Annotated in this window: 18 protein-coding genes and 2 tRNA genes; 14 read left to right on the top strand and 6 right to left on the bottom strand. The window is 49.2% G+C overall.

Annotation, left to right across the window (positions count from 1 at the left end):
- Window positions 1–94 precede the first annotated feature (94 nt).
- From MP213Fo_RS00410 to MP213Fo_RS00385, 6 genes are all read left to right on the top strand, one after another.
- Window positions 95–1,291, top strand: coding sequence for a D-alanyl-D-alanine carboxypeptidase family protein (locus MP213Fo_RS00410; RefSeq protein WP_421089742.1), 1,197 nt, complete (start codon window positions 95–97; stop codon window positions 1,289–1,291).
- Between the two features lie 126 nt (window positions 1,292–1,417).
- Window positions 1,418–2,071, top strand: a complete 654-nt coding sequence (gene tmk / locus MP213Fo_RS00405; RefSeq protein WP_421089741.1) for a dTMP kinase — start codon at window positions 1,418–1,420, stop codon at window positions 2,069–2,071.
- A complete protein-coding gene (locus MP213Fo_RS00400; RefSeq protein WP_421089740.1) occupies window positions 2,064–3,137 on the top strand; it encodes a DNA polymerase III subunit delta' in 1,074 nt (357 codons plus the stop codon). The genes tmk and MP213Fo_RS00400 overlap by 8 nt, the downstream gene beginning before the upstream one ends.
- Before the next feature lie 253 nt (window positions 3,138–3,390).
- A complete protein-coding gene (gene metG, locus MP213Fo_RS00395; protein ID WP_421089739.1) occupies window positions 3,391–4,929 on the top strand; it encodes a methionine--tRNA ligase in 1,539 nt (512 codons plus the stop codon).
- Window positions 4,930–5,010: 81 nt separating this feature from the next.
- Complete coding sequence (locus tag MP213Fo_RS00390) at window positions 5,011–5,799, top strand: TatD family hydrolase (RefSeq protein ID WP_421089738.1); 789 nt, start codon at window positions 5,011–5,013, stop codon at window positions 5,797–5,799.
- Window positions 5,800–5,884: 85 nt separating this feature from the next.
- Entirely contained in the window at window positions 5,885–6,703 is an 819-nt protein-coding gene (locus tag MP213Fo_RS00385; protein ID WP_421089737.1) for an MBL fold metallo-hydrolase, read from the top strand.
- A gap of 5 nt (window positions 6,704–6,708) precedes the next feature.
- On the opposite strand, the gene MP213Fo_RS00380 is transcribed toward MP213Fo_RS00385, so the two are convergent.
- Window positions 6,709–7,827 carry an acyltransferase family protein gene (locus tag MP213Fo_RS00380; protein ID WP_421089736.1) on the bottom strand — a complete coding sequence of 373 codons (1,119 nt, stop codon included), beginning with the start codon at window positions 7,825–7,827 and terminating at the stop codon, window positions 6,709–6,711.
- A 210-nt stretch (window positions 7,828–8,037) separates the two neighbouring features.
- Here MP213Fo_RS00380 and MP213Fo_RS00375 point away from each other — a divergent pair, with 210 nt between their 5' ends.
- A complete protein-coding gene (locus MP213Fo_RS00375) occupies window positions 8,038–9,057 on the top strand; it encodes a histone deacetylase family protein (RefSeq protein WP_421089735.1) in 1,020 nt (339 codons plus the stop codon).
- 193 nt (window positions 9,058–9,250) lie between these two features.
- Here the strand turns inward: MP213Fo_RS00375 and MP213Fo_RS00370 are convergent, their stop codons facing one another.
- On the bottom strand, window positions 9,251–10,288 hold the full coding sequence (locus MP213Fo_RS00370; RefSeq protein WP_421089734.1) for a P1 family peptidase: 1,038 nt from the start codon (window positions 10,286–10,288) through the stop codon (window positions 9,251–9,253).
- A gap of 404 nt (window positions 10,289–10,692) precedes the next feature.
- Complete coding sequence (locus MP213Fo_RS00365; RefSeq protein ID WP_421089733.1) at window positions 10,693–11,544, bottom strand: D-amino-acid transaminase; 852 nt, start codon at window positions 11,542–11,544, stop codon at window positions 10,693–10,695.
- A 468-nt stretch (window positions 11,545–12,012) separates the two neighbouring features.
- Here MP213Fo_RS00365 and MP213Fo_RS00360 point away from each other — a divergent pair, with 468 nt between their 5' ends.
- The 7 genes from MP213Fo_RS00360 to MP213Fo_RS00330 all read left to right on the top strand — a co-directional run bounded on the left by MP213Fo_RS00360 (window position 12,013) and on the right by MP213Fo_RS00330 (window position 20,310).
- Window positions 12,013–12,102, top strand: coding sequence for a potassium-transporting ATPase subunit F (locus tag MP213Fo_RS00360; RefSeq protein WP_421089732.1), 90 nt, complete (start codon window positions 12,013–12,015; stop codon window positions 12,100–12,102).
- A gap of 60 nt (window positions 12,103–12,162) precedes the next feature.
- A complete protein-coding gene (gene kdpA / locus MP213Fo_RS00355; RefSeq protein ID WP_421089731.1) occupies window positions 12,163–13,860 on the top strand; it encodes a potassium-transporting ATPase subunit KdpA in 1,698 nt (565 codons plus the stop codon).
- Between the two features lie 9 nt (window positions 13,861–13,869).
- Window positions 13,870–14,082 carry a hypothetical protein gene (locus tag MP213Fo_RS00350; protein WP_421089730.1) on the top strand — a complete coding sequence of 71 codons (213 nt, stop codon included), beginning with the start codon at window positions 13,870–13,872 and terminating at the stop codon, window positions 14,080–14,082.
- A gap of 93 nt (window positions 14,083–14,175) precedes the next feature.
- Window positions 14,176–16,236 carry a potassium-transporting ATPase subunit KdpB gene (gene kdpB / locus MP213Fo_RS00345; RefSeq protein ID WP_421089729.1) on the top strand — a complete coding sequence of 687 codons (2,061 nt, stop codon included), beginning with the start codon at window positions 14,176–14,178 and terminating at the stop codon, window positions 16,234–16,236.
- Between the two features lie 11 nt (window positions 16,237–16,247).
- Window positions 16,248–16,811 carry a potassium-transporting ATPase subunit KdpC gene (kdpC, locus tag MP213Fo_RS00340; RefSeq protein ID WP_421089728.1) on the top strand — a complete coding sequence of 188 codons (564 nt, stop codon included), beginning with the start codon at window positions 16,248–16,250 and terminating at the stop codon, window positions 16,809–16,811.
- Window positions 16,812–16,837: 26 nt separating this feature from the next.
- Window positions 16,838–19,618, top strand: coding sequence for a DUF4118 domain-containing protein (locus tag MP213Fo_RS00335; protein WP_421089727.1), 2,781 nt, complete (start codon window positions 16,838–16,840; stop codon window positions 19,616–19,618).
- Window positions 19,615–20,310 (top strand): response regulator, encoded by a 696-nt coding sequence (locus MP213Fo_RS00330; protein WP_421089726.1) that lies wholly within the window; start codon window positions 19,615–19,617, stop codon window positions 20,308–20,310. The genes MP213Fo_RS00335 and MP213Fo_RS00330 overlap by 4 nt, the downstream gene beginning before the upstream one ends.
- Window positions 20,311–20,548: 238 nt before the next feature.
- On the opposite strand, the gene MP213Fo_RS00325 is transcribed toward MP213Fo_RS00330, so the two are convergent.
- The 3 genes from MP213Fo_RS00325 to MP213Fo_RS00315 form a co-directional block, all read right to left on the bottom strand.
- Window positions 20,549–20,623 (bottom strand) — tRNA-Asn (locus MP213Fo_RS00325).
- A gap of 271 nt (window positions 20,624–20,894) precedes the next feature.
- Window positions 20,895–20,969 (bottom strand) — tRNA-Asn (locus MP213Fo_RS00320).
- A gap of 466 nt (window positions 20,970–21,435) precedes the next feature.
- On the bottom strand, window positions 21,436–22,065 hold the full coding sequence (locus tag MP213Fo_RS00315) for a hypothetical protein (protein WP_421089725.1): 630 nt from the start codon (window positions 22,063–22,065) through the stop codon (window positions 21,436–21,438).
- Window positions 22,066–22,502 lie beyond the last annotated feature (437 nt).

The following is a 22,502-nucleotide window of genomic DNA, read 5'->3' as shown; positions in this document are numbered from 1 at the left end:
ACATCTCGTCAATCATCCTGCTCTATCTTTAAAAGCCGGAACAATGGTGAGACTGACGGAGATTATAGTGATAGGTTTTTGCGGCAATACGGGTATGACAGCATCTGTCCGCAAAAAACGTTCGACAATTGTGCTGATGCTTGGCCTGAATGCCAGCGTCTTGCTGCCCTTGACAGCGCAAAGTGCCGAACCACCTTTTACTGTCAACGCACCGCAGATATTGCTGTTTGACGCGGAAACCGGCAGCGTGTTGTTTTCCCGCAAGGCCGATATGACGTTTCCGCCTGCCTCATTGGCCAAGCTGATGACCGCGGAGGTGGCTTTTAACGCCTTGTCAACAGGGGCTTTGCAGCCTGAAGCTAGTTTTACCGTGAGCGAATATGCATGGCGCACGGGTGGCGCACCGTCCGGCTCGGCAACTATGTTTGCCAAGATCAAATCTCAGCTCACTGTCAATGACCTGATACAGGGGCTGGTGGTGCAAGCCGCCAATGACGGCGCATTGGTGCTGGCAGAGGGTATGAGTGGCACTGAGCAGGCATTTGTAAGCGCAATGAACCAGCGTGCGCAAGTGCTGCGCATGCACAACTCAGTCTTCACCAATCCCACCGGATTACCGCAAGAGGGGGCAGAGCAAAAAGTTACGCTCACAGATATGTTGAAACTGGCTCAGCATCTTCAAATAACCTATCCACATTATTATCCGCTTTATGCTCAGGAGAGCTTTACGTGGAATAATATTATGCAGCGTAACCGAAACCCGTTATTGCGATTGAATTTTGGCGCCGATGGTCTGGCTATGGGCGGCACCAAGGATTCCGGCTTTTCAATCATTGCATCAGCACAACAAAGTGGTCGGCGGGTGTTTCTCGGGCTTGCTGGCGCGCAAACCGTGCAGCAGCGTGCTGAAGAAGCAGAAAAGCTGTTTCGCTGGGCAATGGATGATTTTATTAAGCAGCCGGTATTTAATGCTGGGGCCGAGGTTGTACACGCTTCCCTGTATGGCGGCAGCCAAAGCTCCGTAGGATTAGTCGTCAATCAACCGGTAGCAGTTCTGGTGCCACGCACTGATAAGGGTAAATTACGCTCGCAGGTGATTTATCAGGCACCGGTTGCGGCTCCGGTTAAAAAGGGGCAGCAGCTTGGTCGTTTGCAAATCCTGCGCGATAAGGAGCTGTTGCTGGAACGCCCTGTTTTTGCAGCGCAGGATGTGGCCGAAGGCAGTTTGAAAAACAAATCGTTAGATGCACTCTATGAGCTGGCAACAGGATGGCTGCGCCGCCTGTGGTAACCGCCTCACATGATAAGAGGCCGAACTGCAGCAATAACTGTGGTGGTTTTATTTGACAAAGCCCGATGCATCCTGAATAAGCTGTGATAGTCATTTTTAGATATTCAATGCAGGAAAATCAGAGCTTTGTCGGGATTGCTGATAACATTTGAAGGCGGCGAGGGTGCGGGCAAATCCACGCAGATCCTAGCTTTGGCCGATCATCTGCGCAAACTCGGCTATCAGCTGGTTGTAACACGTGAGCCCGGAGGCTCCTCAGGTGCTGAGGCAGTGCGCCATGTTATTCTGAGTGGCGCTGCTGAAGCCTATGGCCCCGCAATGGAAGCCCTGTTGTTTGCCGCCGCACGCAGCGATCATGTGGATCAGAAAATTCGCCCTGCCATTCAATCCGGAAAAATTGTGCTCTGTGATCGGTTTATTGATTCCAGCCGTGTTTATCAGGGTATCAGCGGCAATCTTGACCCGCATTTCATGCAAAATATTGAGCGCATTGCAATTGACGGGCTGATGCCGGATCTGACAATCATTCTCGATATTCCGGCCGATAAAGGCTTGGCAAGGGCAGGTGCCCGCCGCGGAACAGATGTGGCAGATCGTTTTGAAAAAGAGACGATTGCAACACATGAAGCTCGCCGGCAGGCTTTTCTGGCCATTGCCGCTCATGAACCGCAGCGTTGTAAAATCATTAATGCTGAACGCCCGGTAGAAATTATCAGTGCCGAAATTGCCGCCTTAACCGATGATCTGCTGCGTGAGCGTGAGGTGCATGCTCATGGCTGATCCGGCACCCAATAGCAGTTATGACGAGATACACGGCGTTACCCCGCCCAATGCCAGTACATTTCTGACTGCGCATGAAGATATACGCAGTTTTCTAGGTCAGGCCTATCAGGAAGGGCGGATGCATCATGCGCTGCTGTTTGAAGGCTTGCAGGGTATTGGCAAGGCAACCACAGCTTTTCATTTGGCAGGGCATATGCTGCACTATCCGCAAGGTGCGGATGCACCGTTGCAACTGGCTGTGCCGCAGCTTGATAAGCCACCTTACCGCCAGATTTCGCAAGGCATGCACCCTGCATTGCTGCATATTACACGCCCGTTTGATCATAAGACCGGAAAATACCGCACTGCTATTACGGTTGAGGAAATTCGCCGGATCACCCATTTTCTGAGCCGTACATCAGGCGATGGCGCATGGCGCATTGTGATTATTGATCCTGCAGATGATATGAACCGCAATGCTGCCAATGCGCTTTTGAAAACGCTGGAAGAACCACCGGCTCGTGCATTGTTTATTCTGATTTCTCATTCATCAGGCCGGCTGCTGCCAACTATCAGATCGCGTTGTCAATCCCTGAGCTTTAAACCGCTCAATGATGCAGAGCTGAAACAGGCGCTCGATATTGCCGGTAAAGATGTTGGCGTTAATGTGCAGGATGAGGCGTATTTTACAGCTTTAACAGCGCGCGCAGAAGGTTCTGTACGCAAAGCTTTGTTGCTTGTTGCCCATGGCGGGCTGGAAATCACCGATACGGTGGATAGTATTTTGAGTGGCGCTTATTTTGACCTGTCTAAAGCGCAGGCGCTTGCAGGTGTTTTAGGTGGCCGCGAGGCCGAGATACAGAACCAGTTATTTCTGGATCATGTGCTGGATAAAGCAGCAGCGCAGGCAACAGCTTTTGCAGAGCAGGGCGATGGTGCTGCAGCCAGTCGTTGGTCGCAGTTCTGGGATGAATTACGCCGTGAAAATATTGAAACGGAAAGCTATAATCTCGACCGCAAACAGGCGGCCATGATTATGATGGAAAAAATGTATCGCACGATGCGAAGCGGCATGCCGGTCTGAGGCTAAAGACCGGCTGTAGCCGCCGATTGAGCCCGAAATTACACCGATGATAATTATGATACAGAAACAAGACATTGCATTGTTAACAGTAACAAACGGCGATGCAGAGTTTAAAAACGGCAATAAATAAAGCATGTGTTTGTTTTTGTCCCCGATAAGGGCTGACTTACAGGCTGACATGCGATATGCCGGTTTCATCAGTTATCATCATATTGACTTCATGAGATAGTTTTCTCGACGAGACGGATCCGACATGAGCCGCGAAAAATTTTATATTACTACCCCGATCTTCTATCCGAATGGTACTCCGCATATCGGCCACGCTTATACCTCGATTGCCACCGATGCGATGGCACGCTTTCAGCGCCTCGATGGTAAGGAAGTGCTGTTTCTGACCGGCACTGACGAGCATGGTCTGAAAATGCAGCAGACTGCCGAGAAAGAAGGCATCACGCCGCTTGAACTCGCAGATAAAAACTCCGCTGTATTTAAAGACATGCTGGCCAAAATTGGCTCGTCGCATGACCAGTTTATCCGCACCACCGAAGAGCGCCATTACAAATCCTGTCAGGCGATCTGGGAGCGTATGGTTGCCAATGGCGACATCTATCTCGATAGCTATGCCGGTTGGTATTCAGTGCGTCAGGAAGCCTATTTTGACGAGAGCGAAACCACTGTTGGCGAAGATGGTGTGCGCCGTGAGCCGATTGGCTCGCCGGTTGAGTGGCATGAAGAAGAAAGCTATTTCTTCCGCCTGTCAAAATATCAGGAACCACTGATTGAATATTTTGAAAAGCATCCGGATTTTGTCGGCCCTTCCGAGCGCCGCAATGAAGTTCTGAGCTTTATCAAATCGGGCTTGCGTGACCTTTCGGTGTCGCGCACCACTTTTGACTGGGGTGTGCCGGTTCCCGGTAATGACAAGCATGTGATGTATGTCTGGGTTGATGCGCTGACCAACTATCTCACCGCTATCGGCTATCCGGATATGGATGCGGAAAAGGCAGAATTCTGGCCGGCATCTGCGCATATTCTAGGAAAAGACATTGTGCGCTTTCACGCGGTTTACTGGCCTGCATTCCTGATGTCTGCCGGTCTGCCTTTGCCAGAGCGCGTTTTTGCCCATGGTTTCCTGTTTAACCGCGGCGAAAAAATGTCGAAATCGGTTGGCAATGTTATCGATCCTTTTGCATTCATCGACCGTTACGGTCTTGATCAGGTTCGTTATTTCTTCCTGCGTGAAGTGCCTTTCGGTCAGGATGGCAGCTATAATCATGAAGCGATCGTGAACCGCACCAATGCTGATCTTGCCAATGATCTGGGCAATCTTGCACAGCGTTCACTGTCGATGATTGCCAAGAACTGTGAAGGCAAAGTTCCGGAAAAAGCCAATTTCCATGAGGAAGATACGGCAATTCTGAAGCTGGCTGAAGAAGCGATTGCTCTTGCACGCAATGCCATGAAGGGGCAGGCGATCCATCAGGCGCTGGCCGCAATTTTCAACGTTGTATCAGAGGCTAACCGTTATTTCGCCGCTCAGGAACCTTGGGCATTGCGAAAAACCGATCCGGTTCGCATGGGCTCCGTGCTCTACGTAACCGCAGAAGTACTGCGCCGCGTTGGTATTATGACACAAGCCTTTATTCCGACATCCTCAGCCAAACTGCTGGATATACTGGGTATTGCAGAAGATAAACGCAGCTTTGCCGATCTTGGCGATGTGCTGGTCAGTGGCGCAGAATTGCCTGCGCCACAGGCAATCTTCCCGCGTTATGTGGAAACTGAAGAATAAATGCTTAAATAAGGATGCGGGGGCAACCCCGCATCTGATGCCCGTAGCGCAGATGCTATTGCGGCACAGGATTTATAAATTATGCTAGTAGACAGTCATTGCCATCTCGATTTTGCTGATTTCTCTGAAGAGCGTGACGCAATTATCCAGCGTGCATTGGATGCGGGCGTTGAAAAGATGGTGACCATCTGCACCCGCGTTAAAAAATTTGATCAGATTTTAGCGGTCGCTGAAGCCTATGAGCAGGTGTATTGCTCGGTCGGCACTCATCCCAATAATGCCCATGAAGAGCTGGATATTACTGCCGATGATCTGGTGCGGCTGGCCAGCCATCCCAAGGTTGTCGCCATCGGCGAGGCGGGTCTGGATTATCACTATGATTATTCCACGCCCGAGGCGCAGCGCCAGGGCCTGCTGGTGCATATTGAGGCATCACGGCACACACAATTGCCACTGGTTATCCATGCCCGCAATGCGGATGAGGATATGGCGGCAATCTTGCGTGAAGAAACCGCCAAAGGCGCTTTTCCGTTTATCCTGCATTGTTTTTCGTCTGGTATTGAACTGGCGCGGGTTGGTGTCGAGCTGGGGGGCTATGTGTCTTTCTCAGGCATCATCACCTTCAAGAACTCTGCTGAAATCCGTGAGGCAGCGAAAATTGTACCGCATGACCGTTTACTGGTGGAAACGGATGCGCCGTATCTTGCGCCGATGCCTCACCGCGGCAAGCGTAATGAACCGGCTTTTGTGGCGCATACTGCGGCCGTACTCGCTGAGGTTATCGGGGTGAGTGACGAAGAAATCCGTCGTATAACCGGTGAGAATGTGCTTCGGCTATTCACAAAAATACCACGGCCAGCAGGCACATAAACTAAATCAATATATTAAGTAACAATTATATCATATTGATATTATATTGTTATTTATAGGTCTCTCAATCGTTCAGGGCAGGCAGATGTCAGACTTCTATCGCTTTACGGTTCTTGGTTGCGGCTCCTCACCGGGGGTTCCGCGGCCAAACGGCGATTGGGGTCATTGCAACCCTGCCAATTCTAAAAATCGCCGCCGCCGCGCTTCCCTTATGGTTGAACGTGTGGGGACGAGTGGTACCACCAGAGTAGTGATTGATACGGGACCTGATTTTCGTGTCCAGATGATTGATGCCCTTGAGGGCAAACCACAGCGCCATATTGATGCGGTGCTCTACACCCATCCTCATGCGGATCATATTCACGGCATTGATGACCTGCGCAGCTTTGTACTCGACAGTAAACAGTTAATGCCGGTCTATGCCAACCGTCTGACTTTGAACAGGCTGTATGAAGCCTTTGGCTATTGTTTTAAAACGCCTTACGGTTCCAGCTATCCTCCGATTTTAAAAGCGTATGAAATTGAGAATGATGAGGCTTTTAGCATCGAAGGTGCGGGCGGACCAATCGCGTTCAAGTCGATGCCAATGGTACATGGTGATATAACCTGTCTTGGTTTTCGCATCGGGCAGGTGGCCTATTGTTCTGACGTCAATGATTTTGCGCCGGAAACAGCCGATCAACTACACGGCCTTGATGTGCTGCTAATAGATGCATTGCAATACAAAACCCATCCGAGCCATTTCAGTCTTGATGAAGCACTGCAATGGGTTGACCGGTTGAAGCCTGCACGCGCCATTCTTACGCATATGCATGTGCCACTGGATTATGATGTGTTGCGTGCGGCATTGCCTGCGGGTGTTGAGCCCGCATATGACGGTTTATCTTTCGAAATAGCGGGCTAAACTGTTTAAATCACGGCCACTTTTCGTCTTGGTTTGGGCTTAATAAATTTGCGGATATAGTTAGTCAGCGGCACTTCGATTGTTTTATAAATAATAAGACCTGTGATCGTCGCGCCAATAAAACCAGCGAAGAAATATACTGTGCCGTAAAGCAGGTCAGCTGGTACGACTTTACGTAAAACTGCCAAGAATATAATATGACTCAGATAAATGCTGTAAGAGGCTTCACCTAGTAAGACCGCAAACCGGCTTGTAAAATTGACAGGCTCAAACCGGCAGCGCAATGTCACCGCCACACAGATAAGCGGCAAAACAAATACTATGGGCTGCAGATAAAGCGGCCAGCTGTTTTTATCAACTGCCCAGCTAAAACCGGTCATGAGGATGATGGTAGCAAACATCCAGACTATGCCGATCTGAGACTTTTGAAAATAGTTTTCATACTTTTTATATGCTGAGCCAAGCCATACGCCACCTACGAATAGCAACAATAAAGGATTGGCATAAAATGCAAATCTGGTGGTTGGATTGTTGATTTCTGCAGATGACAGTGAACTCATCCCCCAAATAACCAAAGCAATCATAACTGTCGTAAAGCCGGCCAGCGCAGCGCGTTTAGGCAGTAATAAGAAAAACGCAAATACCACATAGAAAAACATTTCATAACTCAATGTCCATCCGGGCCCGAGCACAGGTTGCGTAATTTGCAGTGTAGTCGCGTCTTGCGGCACTAAAAAGAACATGGATGTGAGCAGATACGAAAACGAAATTTGTTTGCTGGCTGACACGATGAACAATGCAGCGGCAACAAATGTCATCACCCAATAAAGCGGTAAAATCCGGACAATACGATTGATCATGAAACGTAGCGGTTCATCTTTATGACCAAAATTGCCATCATTGGTCAATGCCATAACAAAACCACTAATAACGAAAAAAACCGTTACGCCAATTCCGCCCAGCTGCCATGCCATAACATGATATTTTTGAGGTAAATCATAGGCAGAAAAAATATGTACAAGACTATGATCTGCGACAACCAGTAATGCTGCAACCGCTCTCAAAACCTGAATGGGATAAATAGTTGATTTATGCTTATTCGGCAAAGTAGCAGAAACAGTCATTTAAATGCCTTTAATATTATCAGGAGCATGGGCAATCCAGTGATATAAAAACTCAAGTGATACATAATATTTCAAAAACTATCATAGAGTTTGAAATAGATTATTTCATAGAGACTTTTGTTGCAAATAATAATGACTGGTTAACATTAAACAGTTCCGCACATATTGGAAATCAGATACAAATCGGCCTCTGTAGGAGGAGATGTATTGATGAAGTTTACCTTTGCCGAACCGCAAGCCGCTCACAATCCGGCAATGTTTCTTTCGGCAGGTGCTGCAAAGCCCAATCCCGAAGTGCCGGAACGTATCAAGCGCCTGCTGACCGGTGCTAAAGATGCCGGTTTGGAACTGATATCCAGCCAAGATCACGGATTAGCTCCGTTAAGTGCTGTTCATAGTCCTGAATATCTGGAGTTTTTGCAGGTTATTCATGGCCAGTGGCAGCAGATCAGTGGTGCCTCCAATGAGGTGATTCCGAATATTCACCCGAACCGCCGCGATTTTTCTTACCCAGCATCGCCGGTGGGACGTGCCGGTTATCATATGGCTGATACTGCATGCCCGATTGCGGCTGATACATGGAACTCGGCCTATTGGAGCGCGCAAACAGCCATTGAAGCCACCCGACTGGTACAAAATGGTACACCGGCAGCCTATGCTTTATGCCGCCCTCCGGGTCATCATGCCTATGCGGATATGTCGGGCGGTTTTTGCTTCCTCAACAATTCCGCCATTGCGGCGCAGCTGCTGCGTGAAAGCCATGACCGTGTGGTTGTGCTTGATGTGGACTTACATCACGGCAACGGCACGCAGGGCATTTTCTATCATCGTGCGGATGTAATGACCGTTTCCATTCATGTTGATCCGGCTGTGTTTTATCCGTTTTTCTGGGGGCATGCATCAGAGCGCGGCGAGGGTGCAGGGCTTGGTTATAATTATAACCTGCCACTGGCACGCGGCTCCGGTAATCAGCAATTTCTTGATGCGATGGATCTGGCGATTGATCGGATCCGTGCCTATCAGCCGGGTGCGCTTGTGGTCGCATTGGGGCTTGATGCCTCGGAGCATGATCCGTTTGGCGGCTTTACCGTTAATGAGAGCGGCTTTACCAAAATTGCCCAGAAATGCGCCGGCCTCAATTTGCCGACCGTCATCGTGCAGGAGGGTGGTTATATTTGCGATCAGCTCGGGGGCAATCTCACTGCATTTTTACGTGGTTTTGGTGGCTGATCATTTTATAACAATGACAATCAAACAAAAAGCCCTGCCGCATCAATTGTGGCAGGGCTTTTTACTTGTGGTCTAGATGCTAACGATCAGGTTGGATCACAGCACCCGCTCTTGATTCTAGTTTTATCGCATTGTCATACATATCAAGGTGATTCAACTGATAATGAAATGCCCTAATATCAGACAGAGCTGATCAGTTGTGCAGCCAGTCAGCCAAGGAATTACGTGTCGCGCCATCACGACCAGTAAAGGCCTCAGCTGCGCACATCGAATTAAGAATGGCTTCCTGCGTTGATTCCGTTGCTGCGCGGAATAATTGATCAATGCGGTCTTCGTTCAGGCATTGCATTGCCACCAAATCAGATTTCTGATCGTGATCAACAGTAACGCCAGTTGTAAAGCCAATGACAATATCGCCGCTGCCATGCCCCCAAAATGCGCCAAGACGCGCAATACCCGCACCACAGCGGCGGATAACCCGCTGCAACTGACGGTGCTCAAGTGGAATATCTGTTGCCATAATCATCATGATCGAGCCTTTTTCAGCCTGATCAGGAAAATCCGGTGTCGGGTGGCGGCCATCCGGCAAAGACAGGTCGCCCTTGCGGCCGAAATTCGACAGAACCAGTGTGCCAAGATGATAATCTTTACCACCAAGTGTAATCCGGCGTGACGCTGTGCCGATACCACCTTTAAAGCCAAAGCAGGTCATGCCGGTGCCGGCGCCGACATTGCCTTGCTCAACGCAAGCACCATCGGCACTGGCCATAGCCTGATCAAGAGCCGCAAAAGCATGCGCCTCAGTAATTCCCATGGCCTGAATATCATTGAGCGGGCCGTCATTACACTCTCCAACAACCGCATTCACGGTTGAAGTGGTACGGCCAATATCGCTATTAGCCTCAATTGCACGTTTGACCAGCGCATTCACACAGGTACCGACACTCAGAGTATTGGTAAGCAGAATAGGGGTTTCCAATGTGCCAAGCTCATTAACCTGCACAAGTCCGGCGCTTTTACCAAAGCCGTTAATCGATTCTGAGGCTGCCAGAACTTTTGTACGGAAGAGATTGCCGCTATGGGGCAGAATGGCGGTAACGCCGGTATTTATATTGCCATCGCGGATGGTGGTATGGCCGACTTTAACACCCGGAACATCGGTAATGGCATTGTTTTTTCCTGCCGGCATAGTACCGCAAATGATGCCGAAATCGCGCGCTGATGCAGACATTCGTAACTCCCGTTTCAATATTAAAAGTTTTTGTAGGCTGATGAGCCAAAATCAACTGAAAAGCCCATACAAACACCCCGTACGAATAAAGCCCCCTGTGAATAAAGCCCATCCGAATAAAGAATGACAGCCCGACCGTAACACGGTGGGCTGTCAGCATTATTCTCGGACACTAAAAAGAAACGGCAAATTCACTTCTGCGGTGAAGTGCTGTTTCAGTGTGGTGTTAATGCCCGACACATGATCAGTGCCAAGGAATTAAAACGGCTATACGGGGGAGGCCCAAAACTATAGCCGTTTCATGGGGCGCTAGCGATCATAGCGGTATCCGGCCAAGGATGATTTATGAGTATATTTTAACAATGGCCGGATAATTCTGTTTTGATTATGGTGCAGGGCTGCTGTTAGGCAGACGCTTTTGCCAGTTCTACATATTTATCTTGCAGGCTGCGGGTGATTGCACCTGGCTTGCCATCAGCAATCACTGTACCGGCAATTTTAACAACCGGTGTTACAAAGCCGGAAGCACTGGTCTGGAAGGCTTCTTTAGCGTTTTTCGCTTCTTCAAGCGTAAAGCGGCGCTCTTCCATTTTCAGACTCTGCTCTTCAGCAATTTTGAGCATGGCAAGACGTGTGCAGCCCGGCAAAATTGCATTGGAGTTAGGGCGTACAATCATCGTATTATCGGCAGTGATAATGAATGCGCTGGAAGAAGCGCCTTCAGTAATATAGCCGTCTTCCTGCATCCATGCATCCTGACAACCATGAGCGGTTGCTTCCTGCTTGGCAATGACCTGTGCCAGCAGCATCACGGTTTTAATATCGCGGCGTTCCCAGCGGATATCATCAACAACATGCACTGCAATGCCGTTTTGCTGCGAAGCGGAGCCGATCAGCTTTTTAACCTGTGTGAAAGCAACGAGTGTCGGTTTCATGACGCTGGTATATACAAAATCACGATCAGCGGCACCGCGCGTAACCTGCATATAAACAACGCCTTCGGTCAGATTGTTGAGCTTGATCAGTTCTTTCTGCATTGCAATGATTTCGTCGTCGCTTAATGGCGCCGGTACGTCGATCATCTTCAATGAACGGCTGAGACGCGCCATATGGGCATCATTATCAACCAGCTTACCGTCGATAACGGCACTGACTTCATAAATACCGTCAGCGAAAACAAATCCGCGATCAAAAATGGAGATCTTTGCTTCTTCTTCCGGAACATAGGCACCGTTTACATATACAATTCGGCTCACAACGCATTCCTTGGCATTGAATTTAATGGGAATCTCATTGAAATTCAGGCTATGCAAAAAATAATTACATAGCCAATGCTTTGTTTTTAGGATGTCATGCAAGAATTGCATATTCAAAGCAAATTACTTCCAAACAATCCTGTTCGCGACATCTAAGCCTCAAATTGCTCATTCTAAGAAAAACAGGCTTAACAAAATCAGTCAGCGTAATCCTGTTTTTATATATGAGATTTTTATATCCGGCAGTGTTTTCCTCTCTCGAACCACTATGCGGTTTCCCCCCATAATTGCTCCTGATTTCAGCATATGCCGCTTTGCCGGTGCAGTGCTGAGATATACCCCCTCATCATCTGCGGGCTGAATATAGGAGTTTTAAAAATGGATGTAATCATGATTGTCATAGGTGCAGGCTTTATCGCTCTGACCTATTTTTATGCCCTTGTCTGTGACCGGTTGTGAGGGGGCATCATGCTGTTTGAATATGTTCTTGGCGGCTCGGTTGCCGCATTGCTCAGCCTTTATCTGCTTTATGCTCTGGCCAGACCTGAGCGCTTTTAAGCGCAGCAGCCAGCAAAGCTCATCCTCACAAAACGCCTGTTTTGGCTGAAAGCACTTCCCATGTTATTCAATGGTTTATTGCAGATTTCGATCCTGTTCGGGCTCACAATCCTGCTTGTCAAACCGGTCGGCGGCTATCTTACGCGCGTCTTTACCGGTGAAAAAACATTACTCTCCCCTATGATCGCTCCGGTCGAGCGCGGCCTGTACAGATTAGCAGGCACCAGCGAAAAAGAAGAGCAACACTGGACAGTCTATGCTGCTTCGCTTTTGATGTTCAGCATCGCCGGTTTTGTGGTGCTCTATCTTCTGCAACGATTGCAGGGCACGCTGCCCTATAATCCTGCAGGTATGCAGGCTGTGGCGCCGGACTCCGCCTTTAACACTGCTGTGAGCTTTATGACCAATACCAACTGGCAGGGTTATGGCGGTGAAAGCACAATGAGCTATTTCACCCAAATGGCTGGTATTACCGTGCAGAACTTCGTTTCAGCAGCAACCGGTATTGCCGGTGCTATGGCGATTACCCGTGGTTTCTCGCGTGCCTCCAGCAACACTATCGGCAATTTCTGGGTCGATCTGACCCGCGCAACGCTCTATGTGCTGCTGCCAATCTGCATTATCGGCAGTATGGTACTGGTATGGCAGGGGGTTCCGCAAAATTTTAATGCCTATACATTGGCAACAACGCTTGAAGGTACCAAACAAACCATTGCGCAAGGCCCTGTAGCCAGCCAGATGATCATTAAACATCTTGGTACCAATGGCGGCGGCTTTTTCAATGCCAACTCCGCGCATCCGTTTGAAAACCCCACCGCACTGACAAACATGATCCACCTGTTATCGATCTTTGTTATTGCAACAGCCATGACCAATGTGTTTGGCCGTATGGTTGGCAATCAGCGTCAGGGCTGGGCATTGTTTGCGGTATTTGGCGTGCTGGTTTTGTGTGGCACGGCTGTACTTTTCTGGGCTGAGGCTTCAAGCAACCCGCTAATGCAGGCGCTGAATGTTGACGGTGGCAATATGGAGGGCAAAGAAGCCCGTTTCGGCATTGCATTATCCGCCTTGTTTTCAGAAGTAACCACGGCAGCTTCAACCGGTGCCGTTAATAATATGCATGACAGCCTGATGCCGCTTGGCGGTCTGGTGCCGATGTTCAACATGCAAATCCCCAATCTCGGCGGCATTGGCGCTGGTATTTACGGTATGTTGCTGTTCTTCATTCTGGCGATTTTTATTGCCGGTCTGATGGTTGGCCGTACACCGGAATATTTAGGCAAAAAAATCGAAGCCAAAGAAGTTAAAATGAGCTTGCTGGCAACGCTTGGCCCTTCACTTGCCATTCTGGGTTTTGTGGCTCTGGCAGTGGTGCTGCCGCAGGGCTTGTCGAGTATTCAGGATGCAGGCCCGCACGGTTTCAGCGAAGTGCTTTATGCCTATTCATCCGGCGCTAACAATAATGGCAGTGCCTTTGCCGGACTGAATGCCAATACCCCGTTTTACAATATCACGATCGGGCTGGCGATGTTGATGGGGCGTTTTCTGCTCATCGTGCCGGTATTGGCCATTGCCGGATCATTGGCAGCCAAAAAGACAGTTCCGGTATCGGCTGGCACATTGCCAACCACAGGGCCGTTGTTTGTGGGGCTGGTCTTTGGCGTGACGCTGATTGTCGGCGGGCTTACCTTCTTTCCTGCTTTGGCATTGGGGCCCGTTGTCGAGCATTTCACTATCCTTGCCGGCCAAATGTTTTAAGGAAATCTAATGGCTAAAAGCTCTTTTCTTATCAGGCAATTGTTTCAATCCGGTGCATCCCGTACCCGTGCTGCACAAGCGGCACGGGGGCAGGTTAACCCCGCTCAAAACACCCCGGACAAAGCGATGAAAAAATCAAAAAATCCGCAGATTTCCAGCCTCGTACTGGTGTTGATACTGGTCATGCTGGCAGGTGTTTTTCTCGTTCAATCATTGGTTTGAATTTAAGTCGATACATTAAATTATCGTCTCAAACACATGAAAATCATATGTAGTTCTATAAAGCTACATGAACATTTCAGACGGAGTGCTCTCATGAGCCAGTCAAAATCCCTGAGCATTTTAGATGCTCGTATTCTTATACCCGCGATCGGCGGGGCTTTTACCAAGCTCAACCCTAAGAGCCTTGCTAAAAATCCGGTCATGTTTGTGGTTGCCGTTGTAACTGTGCTGACCAGCATTTTATTTATCAAAGATCTGGTGAGTGGCGGGGCTGATCTCGGCTTTTCATTCCAGATCATTTTATGGCTGTGGTTCACAGTTCTGTTTGCCAATTTTGCAGAGGCTGTGGCCGAAGGGCGCGGCAAAGCGCAGGCTGAATCCCTGCGTCGTACCCGCACAGAAACGGAAGCAAAACTACTCAGCGGGGATGATAAGCGCAGCTTCACCATTGTGGCCGGTAATAGCCTTAAGGTCGGCGATAGTGTGCTGGTGGAAGCGGGCGATATTATCCCCTCCGACGGTGAAGTGATTGAGGGTGTCGCCTCGGTCAATGAAGCGGCGATCACAGGTGAATCCGCTCCCGTTATCCGTGAATCCGGCGGTGACCGCTCGGCAGTTACCGGTGGCACGCAGGTTCTATCTGACTGGATATGTGTGCGTATTACCGCAGCTGCGGGCTCAACCTTCATCGACCGGATGATTGCCCTTGTGGAAGGCGCTGAACGCCAGAAAACACCCAATGAAATTGCGCTGAACATTCTTCTCGCCGGTATGACCCTGATCTTTGTGCTGGCTGTGGTTACCATACCGAGCTTTGCCACCTATGCCGGTGGTTCTATTCCGGTGATTGTGCTGGTTGCTTTATTCGTTACGCTGATCCCAACCACCATTGGTGCGCTGCTTTCAGCCATTGGTATTGCCGGTATGGATCGTCTGGTGCGCTTTAACGTTTTGGCGATGTCCGGTCGTGCGGTGGAAGCTGCCGGTGATGTGGATACGTTGCTGCTGGATAAAACCGGCACGATTACGCTTGGTAACCGACAGGCCACAGAGTTTAAACCAGTCACTGGTGTGAGTGAGCAACAGCTTGCCGATGAGGCACAGCTTGCCTCACTGGCCGATGAAACGCCTGAAGGCCGCTCCATCGTTGTTCTGGCCAAAGATAAATACGGCATCCGCGCCCGTGATATGGCAAATCTGCAAGCGGTGTTTGTGCCGTTTACGGCGCAAAGCCGCATGAGTGGCGTGGATATTGATGGCTCATCGATCCGCAAAGGTGCGGTGGATGCGGTGCTTAAATATGTTGAAGCCCAGCGCGGCAATACAGCCACCCATGCCGTGATACAGGAAACTCAAGCGATTGCAGCAACGATTGCCAATGCAGGCGGCACACCGCTAGCAGTGGTAAAAGATGGTCATTTGCTAGGCGTGGTAGCGCTGAAAGATATTGTTAAAGGCGGCATCCGCGAACGATTCTCCGAGCTGCGCCGCATGGGTATCCGTACGGTTATGATTACCGGTGACAATCCGATGACTGCAGCGGCCATTGCAGCAGAGGCGGGGGTTGATGACTTTCTGGCGCAGGCAACTCCTGAAAACAAGCTGTCTCTGATCCGTGAGGAGCAGGCCAAGGGCAAGCTGGTGGCAATGTGCGGTGATGGGACCAATGATGCTCCTGCACTGGCACAGGCCGATGTGGGCGTGGCGATGAATACCGGTACTGTTGCGGCGCGAGAAGCAGGCAATATGGTTGATCTCGACAGCGATCCGACCAAGCTGATCGAGATTATTGAAATCGGCAAACAATTGCTGATGACGCGCGGTGCGCTCACCACATTTTCGATCGCCAATGATATTGCCAAATATTTTGCGATTATTCCGGCAATGTTTCTGGCCTTCTATCCGCAGCTTGGTGCGCTCAATATTATGGGGCTGCACAGCCCGCAAAGTGCCATTCTCTCAGCCATTATCTTCAACGCTTTGATTATCGTGGCGCTGATCCCGCTCTCACTGCGCGGAGTAAAATATCGTGCCGTTGGTGCCGGTTCGCTGCTGAGCCGCAACCTGCTGATCTACGGTCTTGGCGGTATTATCGTGCCTTTCGTAGCGATCAAGCTGATCGATATGATCATCACCAGCGTTGGATTAATCTAAGGAATTCAAATATGTTGAAACAAATAAGACCTGCCGTGGTTATGATTGTCAGCCTCACAGTTATCACCGGTATTGCCTATCCGCTGGCCATGACCAGTGTGGCGCAGACATTATTCCCCACACAAGCCAATGGCAGCCTGATTACCAAAGATCATAAAATTATCGGCTCTGCGCTGATTGGTCAGCAATTTACCTCGGAGCGCTATTTTCATGGTCGCCCGAGTGCGGCCGGTGAGGGGTATAATGCTGCCTCATCCGGCGGTTCCAATCTGGCACCGAGCAGCGCTGAACTGATTGCGCGCGTAAAAGCAGATGTTGAAAGGCTGAAACTTGAAAATCCCGACCAGCCAATTCCTGTTGATCTGGTCACCGCGTCAGGCAGCGGGCTCGATCCGCATATTTCACCACAGAGCGCTTTGTTTCAGGTGCCGCGGGTTGCCAAAGCCCGTGGTCTTGACGAGGCGCAGCTCAAGACAATAGTTGAGCAAAATATACAAAAGCGTTTGCTCGGTGTGCTGGGTGAGCCGGTGGTAAATGTGCTTGCACTTAACCTCGCGCTGGATCAGGTTAAATAACCAATAAACTGGCGGGATTGCACTGTATGAATGATGACAGCCAGCTGCAGGACAGCTTGCGCAATGGCGACAACCGACCGTTGCCGGAAGCCCTGCTGGCCAAAGCCGAACAGGAAACCCGCGGCCGCCTCAAGATTTTTCTCGGGGCGGCGCCCGGCGTTGGTAAAACCTATGAAATGCTGATGTCCGGTCGCAGCCTGCTGGCTGACGGTATGGATGTGGTGATCGGTATTGTTGAGACCCATGGGAGGCAGGAAACCCAGGCGCTTACCGAAGGTTATGAGATTATTGCGCGTGCGCGGGTAGATTATAAAGGGCATGTGCTGGAAGAGATGGATCTGGATGCGGTTCTGGAGCGCAGACCGCAACTGGTGCTGGTGGACGAGCTGGCGCATTCCAACGCTCCGGGCAGCAGACATCTCAAGCGCTACCATGATGTCGAGGAGCTGCTGTCAAATGGCATTGATGTTTATACCACACTTAATATTCAGCATGTTGAAAGTCTGAATGATGTGGTGGCACAAATCACCCGGATCCGTGTGCGTGAAACGGTTCCGGACAGTATCATCGACCGCGCTGATGATATTGAGATCGTTGATATCACCCCCGAGGACCTGATTAAACGCCTGAAAGAAGGCAAGGTCTATCTGCCCAAAACGGCCAAACGTGCCACACAAAACTATTTTTCTGCCGGAAATCTCACGGCCCTGCGTGAGCTGGCTTTGCGGCGTACCGCACAACGGGTGGATGACCAGCTGCTGAGCCATATGCAGGCCAATGCTATATCAGGGCCGTGGTCTGCCGGAGAGCGGGTGCTGGTGTGCATTGACGAGCAGGCGCATGGCGCGTCTTTGATCCGCTATGCACGCAGACAGGCAGACCGGCTGCGAACGCCGTGGACAGCGCTCTATGTGGAAACTGCACGTGCTGCAACGCTTGGCGAGGAAGATAAAGATCATATTGCCGCCACCTTGCGGCTTGCTGAGCAACTTGGCGGCGAGGTGGTTACCTTAACCGGCAATGATGTGGCACAGGATATTATCCGCTATGCGCTGGCGCATAATTTCAGCCATATAGTGATCGGCAAGCCGAATAAATCGCGGTTGCGTGAAATTTTCGAGGGTTCGGTCTCCCATGAGCTGATCCGCAGCGGCGGTAATCTCAGCGTGCATATTATCTCCGGTGCTCAGCAGGATGAACCGCCCGTGCGCCATGTTGCTGTGGCACAGAGCAAGGTGTTTTCTCTGCGCCCCTATCTGTATAGCCTCGTATTTATTATGGTCGCGCTGATAACCGGTACCTTGCTGTCACGCGTGCTGGATGTGCGCAATATCGCTTTGGTTTTTTTGATGGCAGTGCTTGCCACAGCTGTTACATCGGGCTTGCGACCGGCATTGTTTGCCTCGGCAATCAGCGCACTGACATTCAACTTTTTCTTTCTGGCGCCGCTTTATACCTTGGATATCGGTGATCCTGAAAGTGTGATGGCGCTTGTATTTTTCATCTGTGTGGCAGTGGTAGCCAGCAACCTGACCGCTCGGGTGCAGCGTCAGGCGGTAGCGGCGCGTAACCGTGCGCGCACCACAGAAGGGCTCTATCAATTCAGTAAAAAACTTGCCGGTGCAGGCACGCTGGAAGATGTGCTGTGGGCCACAGTTTACCAAATGGCTGCGATGCTCAAAGTAAGGGTGGTGGTTTTGCTGCCTGATGATCAGACAATACACACGCAAATTTCGGTTCGCGCAGGCTATCCGCCAGATGATACGCTGGTGGATGCCGATATTGCTGCCGCACGCTGGGCATGGGAACATGACCGCCCGGCAGGGCGTGGCGCAGATACGCTGCCTGGTGCCAAGCGCCTTTATATGCCATTGCGCACCGGCGGCAACACGATCGGCGTTGTAGGGCTTGATGATGACCGGCAGGGGCCAATTCTTACGCCTGAGCAACAAAGATTATTTGATGCGCTGGCAGAGCAGGCAGCCTTGGCGATTGCACGTATTCAACTGGTAGATGATCTTGATCATGCGCAGCTTGCGGTAGAGGCTGACCGCTTGCGCTCAGCCTTGCTCACCTCGATCTCCCATGACCTCAAAACGCCGCTGGCAGCGATATTGGGCGCGGCTGGCACCCTCAAGGATTATTCCGGCGCCTTGCCTGATGAGGATCGTGTCGAGCTTTTATCAACGGTGGTGGATGAATCAGAGCGGCTCAATCGCTTTATCGCCAATTTGCTGGATATGACGCGTATAGAATCCGGCGCGATGCAGCCCAATAAATCCGCCCATTATCTGGGTGATATTGTTGGCAGTGCATTGAAACGCGCCGGAAAAATTCTTGGAGCGCACCGTGTTGATACGGATATTGCCGCCGATCTGCCGATGCTTAAGATCGATCCGGTATTGTTTGAGCAGGTGCTGTTTAACCTGCTGGATAATGCCGCTAAATATGCGCCGGAAGACACGCTAATTACTGTTCAGGCGCGTGCAGAGCAGGGCGATGTGGTATTGCGCATTACTGACGAGGGCAGCGGTATACCAGCCGGTGACGAGCAACGGATATTCGACAGTTTCTACCGTGTGCGCAAATCCGATCAGGTGCGTGCCGGTACAGGGCTTGGGCTGGCAATATGTAAGGGCTTTACAGAGGCGCTGGGTGGTACAATTACAGCTGCCAACCGCACTGCAATGCCGGATAATACCACAGATGCTAATCCGGTGACGGGTGGTGCAGTTTTCACTATCAGGCTACCGCTCTCACTCTGTGCAGATAAAAACATTATAATTGATGGAAATGCGCCGCGATGACCCAGGCTGTTATAAAAATTCTTGTCGTTGATGACGAGCCGCCAATCCGTAAATTATTACGGGTAGGGCTGGGTACAGAAGGCTTTACTGTTCTTGAGGCCGCGACAGCAACCATTGCCAAAGAGATTATGGCTACCGACCGCCCTGATCTGGTGTTGCTTGACCTTGGCTTGCCGGATATTTCAGGCCATGACCTGTTGGCGCAATGGCGCTCCGGGCTGATTGAGTTGCCGATCATTATCCTCTCGAGCCGCACGGATGAAAGCGGCATTGTTAAAGCACTGGAACTCGGTGCAGATGATTATGTAACCAAGCCTTTTGGTATGAAAGAACTTGCAGCGCGTATTCGTGTGGCGCTACGCCATAAATTACAGGAGCAGGGCGAAAAACCCATCTTTCAGACCGGCGAACTCTGCGTTGATCTGGTGAAGCGTTTAGTCAGGCTAAAAGGGCAGGAAATTAAACTTTCGCCCAAGGAATATGATATTTTGCGTATTATGGTGCAGCATGCTGGCAAAGTGCTCACACATTCATTCATCCTGAACCAGATTTGGGGCGGTATGAGCGATGTACAATATTTACGCGTCTATGTGCGCCAATTGCGCCAGAAGCTCGAGGATAAGCCGGATCAGCCGTTTTACATCATGACAGAGACAGGTGTTGGCTATCGTTTACGTGAGGCTGATATCTAATCGGGTAACATTCCGGTTGGATCACGGCGCTCGCTCTAGATTTTAGAGTTTTTGCATTGTCATAGCTATCAAGTTGAATCAACTTAATAGTGAAATGCTTTAACGCGTAAACAACGATAAATATGCGTATGGTTGATAAAAAAACGCACGCATTAAATTATGTATTTCGATGAGTTTTTTGTTTTTAAATCGCGAGATCACTTATCTCTTCGTGATCAATATACTTCTTAAAAAGAAGTGGCTCCCCGGGCCGGATTCGAACCAGCGACCAACCGGTTAACAGCCGGTTGCTCTACCACTGAGCTACCGAGGAACAGTGCTCAAAACGTTTGCTGATGTGGCGTATAGCAACGCAAATTGCTCTTGCCAAGCCCTAAATTGAAATTTGTACAGGAAAAACAGATTAATGTTGGTTTGCAGCAATAGCGGCATAATAATGCGCAAAGATTTAAGCATCAAAAAGATGAAAATCATTATTTAACAGTGAATTAGAAGATAGCTGGGTGAGGGCTTAAACCATAAACAATCAATTATAAAACAAGATTGTTGGTAGATTATTGCACACTCTTTTATATAAAAAAGAGTGGCTCCCCGGGCCGGATTCGAACCAGCGACCAACCGGTTAACAGCCGGTTGCTCTACCACTGAGCTACCGAGGAACAGTTGCTCTTGCTTTCGCGATTTGGCGTATAGCAAATGATTTTCGGGTTTGCCAAGTCCTTTTATGCTTTTCTATCAAGTTTTTAGCAGAATATTTTTAAAAACAATGTTTTAGCGCTTTATAGCAGGATATAAGCGGTTTTTAGTCCACAGGGACAGGCTGGTATACGCGCCACAGTTGTGTAAACTTTTATTACACCTCACAAAATATGCACATATCTGCTCAGACGCGAATCTCATATTTTAGATTCTTAGGATGGACTGATAATCACCGACTGTGCAGATGTGCTATTAGAGCGTAACTGCCATTAAATATAAAATGTCATAGTTATTTTAAAAATGGAATGCCTTGAATTTAAAATACGCGCTGTTCATAAAACTCCAACACAACACATTCGGTCGGGCTGAATTCTCTAAGCTGCAAGGCCTAAGCGGGGGCTATGAGCCTGCCTATAAAACGTTAAGCTAAAGGAAAATGTCGACTGCAAGATCCAGGTGTTCTAAGGTTGCATACTGTATGTCACTATTAACAGCTGCCATATCATCACCTCTACCTCCTCCTAATCTGCGGCCAGCCCTACTAGCGACAGGCCCTTTTAAATGCACATCATCGCTACGCTGACAGAGGCCTTTTATACTACTATTAAGTGAAGCGTGAACACCATCATCCAATGGTGAGACATTTGTAATATAACGTTCTTTATAATTTCCCCATGTATGGTTAGTGTCTGCTTCTATTTTTTCATGACGAGGGTATTGAGTACGATAATGAGTAAATGCAGTGAATCTGTCACCATACATCTCGTATGAATCTTTAAATGATATTGTATGATGCGTATCTGATGTTATTTTATAGAGGTGAGGGAGTTTAAAGTTATTATTATTGAGTTTATTTGTAGTAAATACTCTTAAATCTTTTTTGCTGTAAGCAAACTTTGCAAAATGAAAATCAAATACATTAGATGCCATATCTGCATGTAAAAAGTGTTCAACACCTTGGTATGAGCCTGATGTATAGACCGTATTTGCTCCAAATAGCTTGTTATCTATGAATGTATCCCAGAATTTGCCACAGCCTCTAAACCCGTCCCTCATGATTACGGCAGGTGGTCTGCTATCATAACGAAAGACGCTCGTCGGAAAGGGTTCAGCCTCAAAACTACGCCATCTATTGCTTGGTGTCGGCCAGTACTCAACCATAATTTACCTCACAAATTTTTTTTAATATATTTAAATTTAATAATAATATTTCAATAAACAAGGACAACAATAGAATATAATAATTCATAATACAGTCAATTACAACGAAATATAATACATATGTATTTAATCTTATAGAGAAAATCTAAATTTTGTTGGAAAGTTAATTTGTTGATTAAATAAAGTATTGCGATAAATATTTTACGCTGCGAAAAAAAACGGCTGGATCATTGATGAAATGCGCGGGTATATCCGTTGTGCACCCATACGGCAGGCGTCAGTGACATTCTGTCCAAAAACATCTCAAAAAGTACCGGAATACGGGGCTTTGA

It is taken from the genome of Pseudochrobactrum mosebachae (genome assembly GCF_048914685.1).
Taxonomy (GTDB): Bacteria; Pseudomonadota; Alphaproteobacteria; order Rhizobiales; family Rhizobiaceae; genus Pseudochrobactrum.
The sequence above is the reverse complement of the archived record's forward strand: the minus strand, read 5'-3'. Positions and strand labels throughout refer to the sequence as shown.

What these genes read in the sequence shown, in the direction of transcription:
- kdpC (WP_421089728.1), top strand. Translation starts at nt 16,248, where the DNA reads ATGTTGAAACAAATAAGACCTGCCGTGGTTATGATTGTCAGCCTCACA.
- MP213Fo_RS00330 (WP_421089726.1), top strand. Translation starts at nt 19,615, where the DNA reads ATGACCCAGGCTGTTATAAAAATTCTTGTCGTTGATGACGAGCCGCCA.
- MP213Fo_RS00410 (WP_421089742.1), top strand. Translation starts at nt 95, where the DNA reads ATGACAGCATCTGTCCGCAAAAAACGTTCGACAATTGTGCTGATGCTT.
- MP213Fo_RS00385 (WP_421089737.1), top strand. Translation starts at nt 5,885, where the DNA reads ATGTCAGACTTCTATCGCTTTACGGTTCTTGGTTGCGGCTCCTCACCG.
- metG (WP_421089739.1), top strand. Translation starts at nt 3,391, where the DNA reads ATGAGCCGCGAAAAATTTTATATTACTACCCCGATCTTCTATCCGAAT.
- MP213Fo_RS00335 (WP_421089727.1), top strand. Translation starts at nt 16,838, where the DNA reads ATGAATGATGACAGCCAGCTGCAGGACAGCTTGCGCAATGGCGACAAC.
- kdpA (WP_421089731.1), top strand. Translation starts at nt 12,163, where the DNA reads ATGTTATTCAATGGTTTATTGCAGATTTCGATCCTGTTCGGGCTCACA.
- MP213Fo_RS00375 (WP_421089735.1), top strand. Translation starts at nt 8,038, where the DNA reads ATGAAGTTTACCTTTGCCGAACCGCAAGCCGCTCACAATCCGGCAATG.
- MP213Fo_RS00370 (WP_421089734.1), bottom strand. Translation starts at nt 10,288, where the DNA reads ATGTCTGCATCAGCGCGCGATTTCGGCATCATTTGCGGTACTATGCCG.
- MP213Fo_RS00400 (WP_421089740.1), top strand. Translation starts at nt 2,064, where the DNA reads ATGGCTGATCCGGCACCCAATAGCAGTTATGACGAGATACACGGCGTT.
- MP213Fo_RS00315 (WP_421089725.1), bottom strand. Translation starts at nt 22,065, where the DNA reads ATGAGGGACGGGTTTAGAGGCTGTGGCAAATTCTGGGATACATTCATA.
- MP213Fo_RS00390 (WP_421089738.1), top strand. Translation starts at nt 5,011, where the DNA reads ATGCTAGTAGACAGTCATTGCCATCTCGATTTTGCTGATTTCTCTGAA.
- MP213Fo_RS00350 (WP_421089730.1), top strand. Translation starts at nt 13,870, where the DNA reads ATGGCTAAAAGCTCTTTTCTTATCAGGCAATTGTTTCAATCCGGTGCA.
- kdpB (WP_421089729.1), top strand. Translation starts at nt 14,176, where the DNA reads ATGAGCCAGTCAAAATCCCTGAGCATTTTAGATGCTCGTATTCTTATA.
- MP213Fo_RS00360 (WP_421089732.1), top strand. Translation starts at nt 12,013, where the DNA reads ATGCTGTTTGAATATGTTCTTGGCGGCTCGGTTGCCGCATTGCTCAGC.
- MP213Fo_RS00380 (WP_421089736.1), bottom strand. Translation starts at nt 7,827, where the DNA reads ATGACTGTTTCTGCTACTTTGCCGAATAAGCATAAATCAACTATTTAT.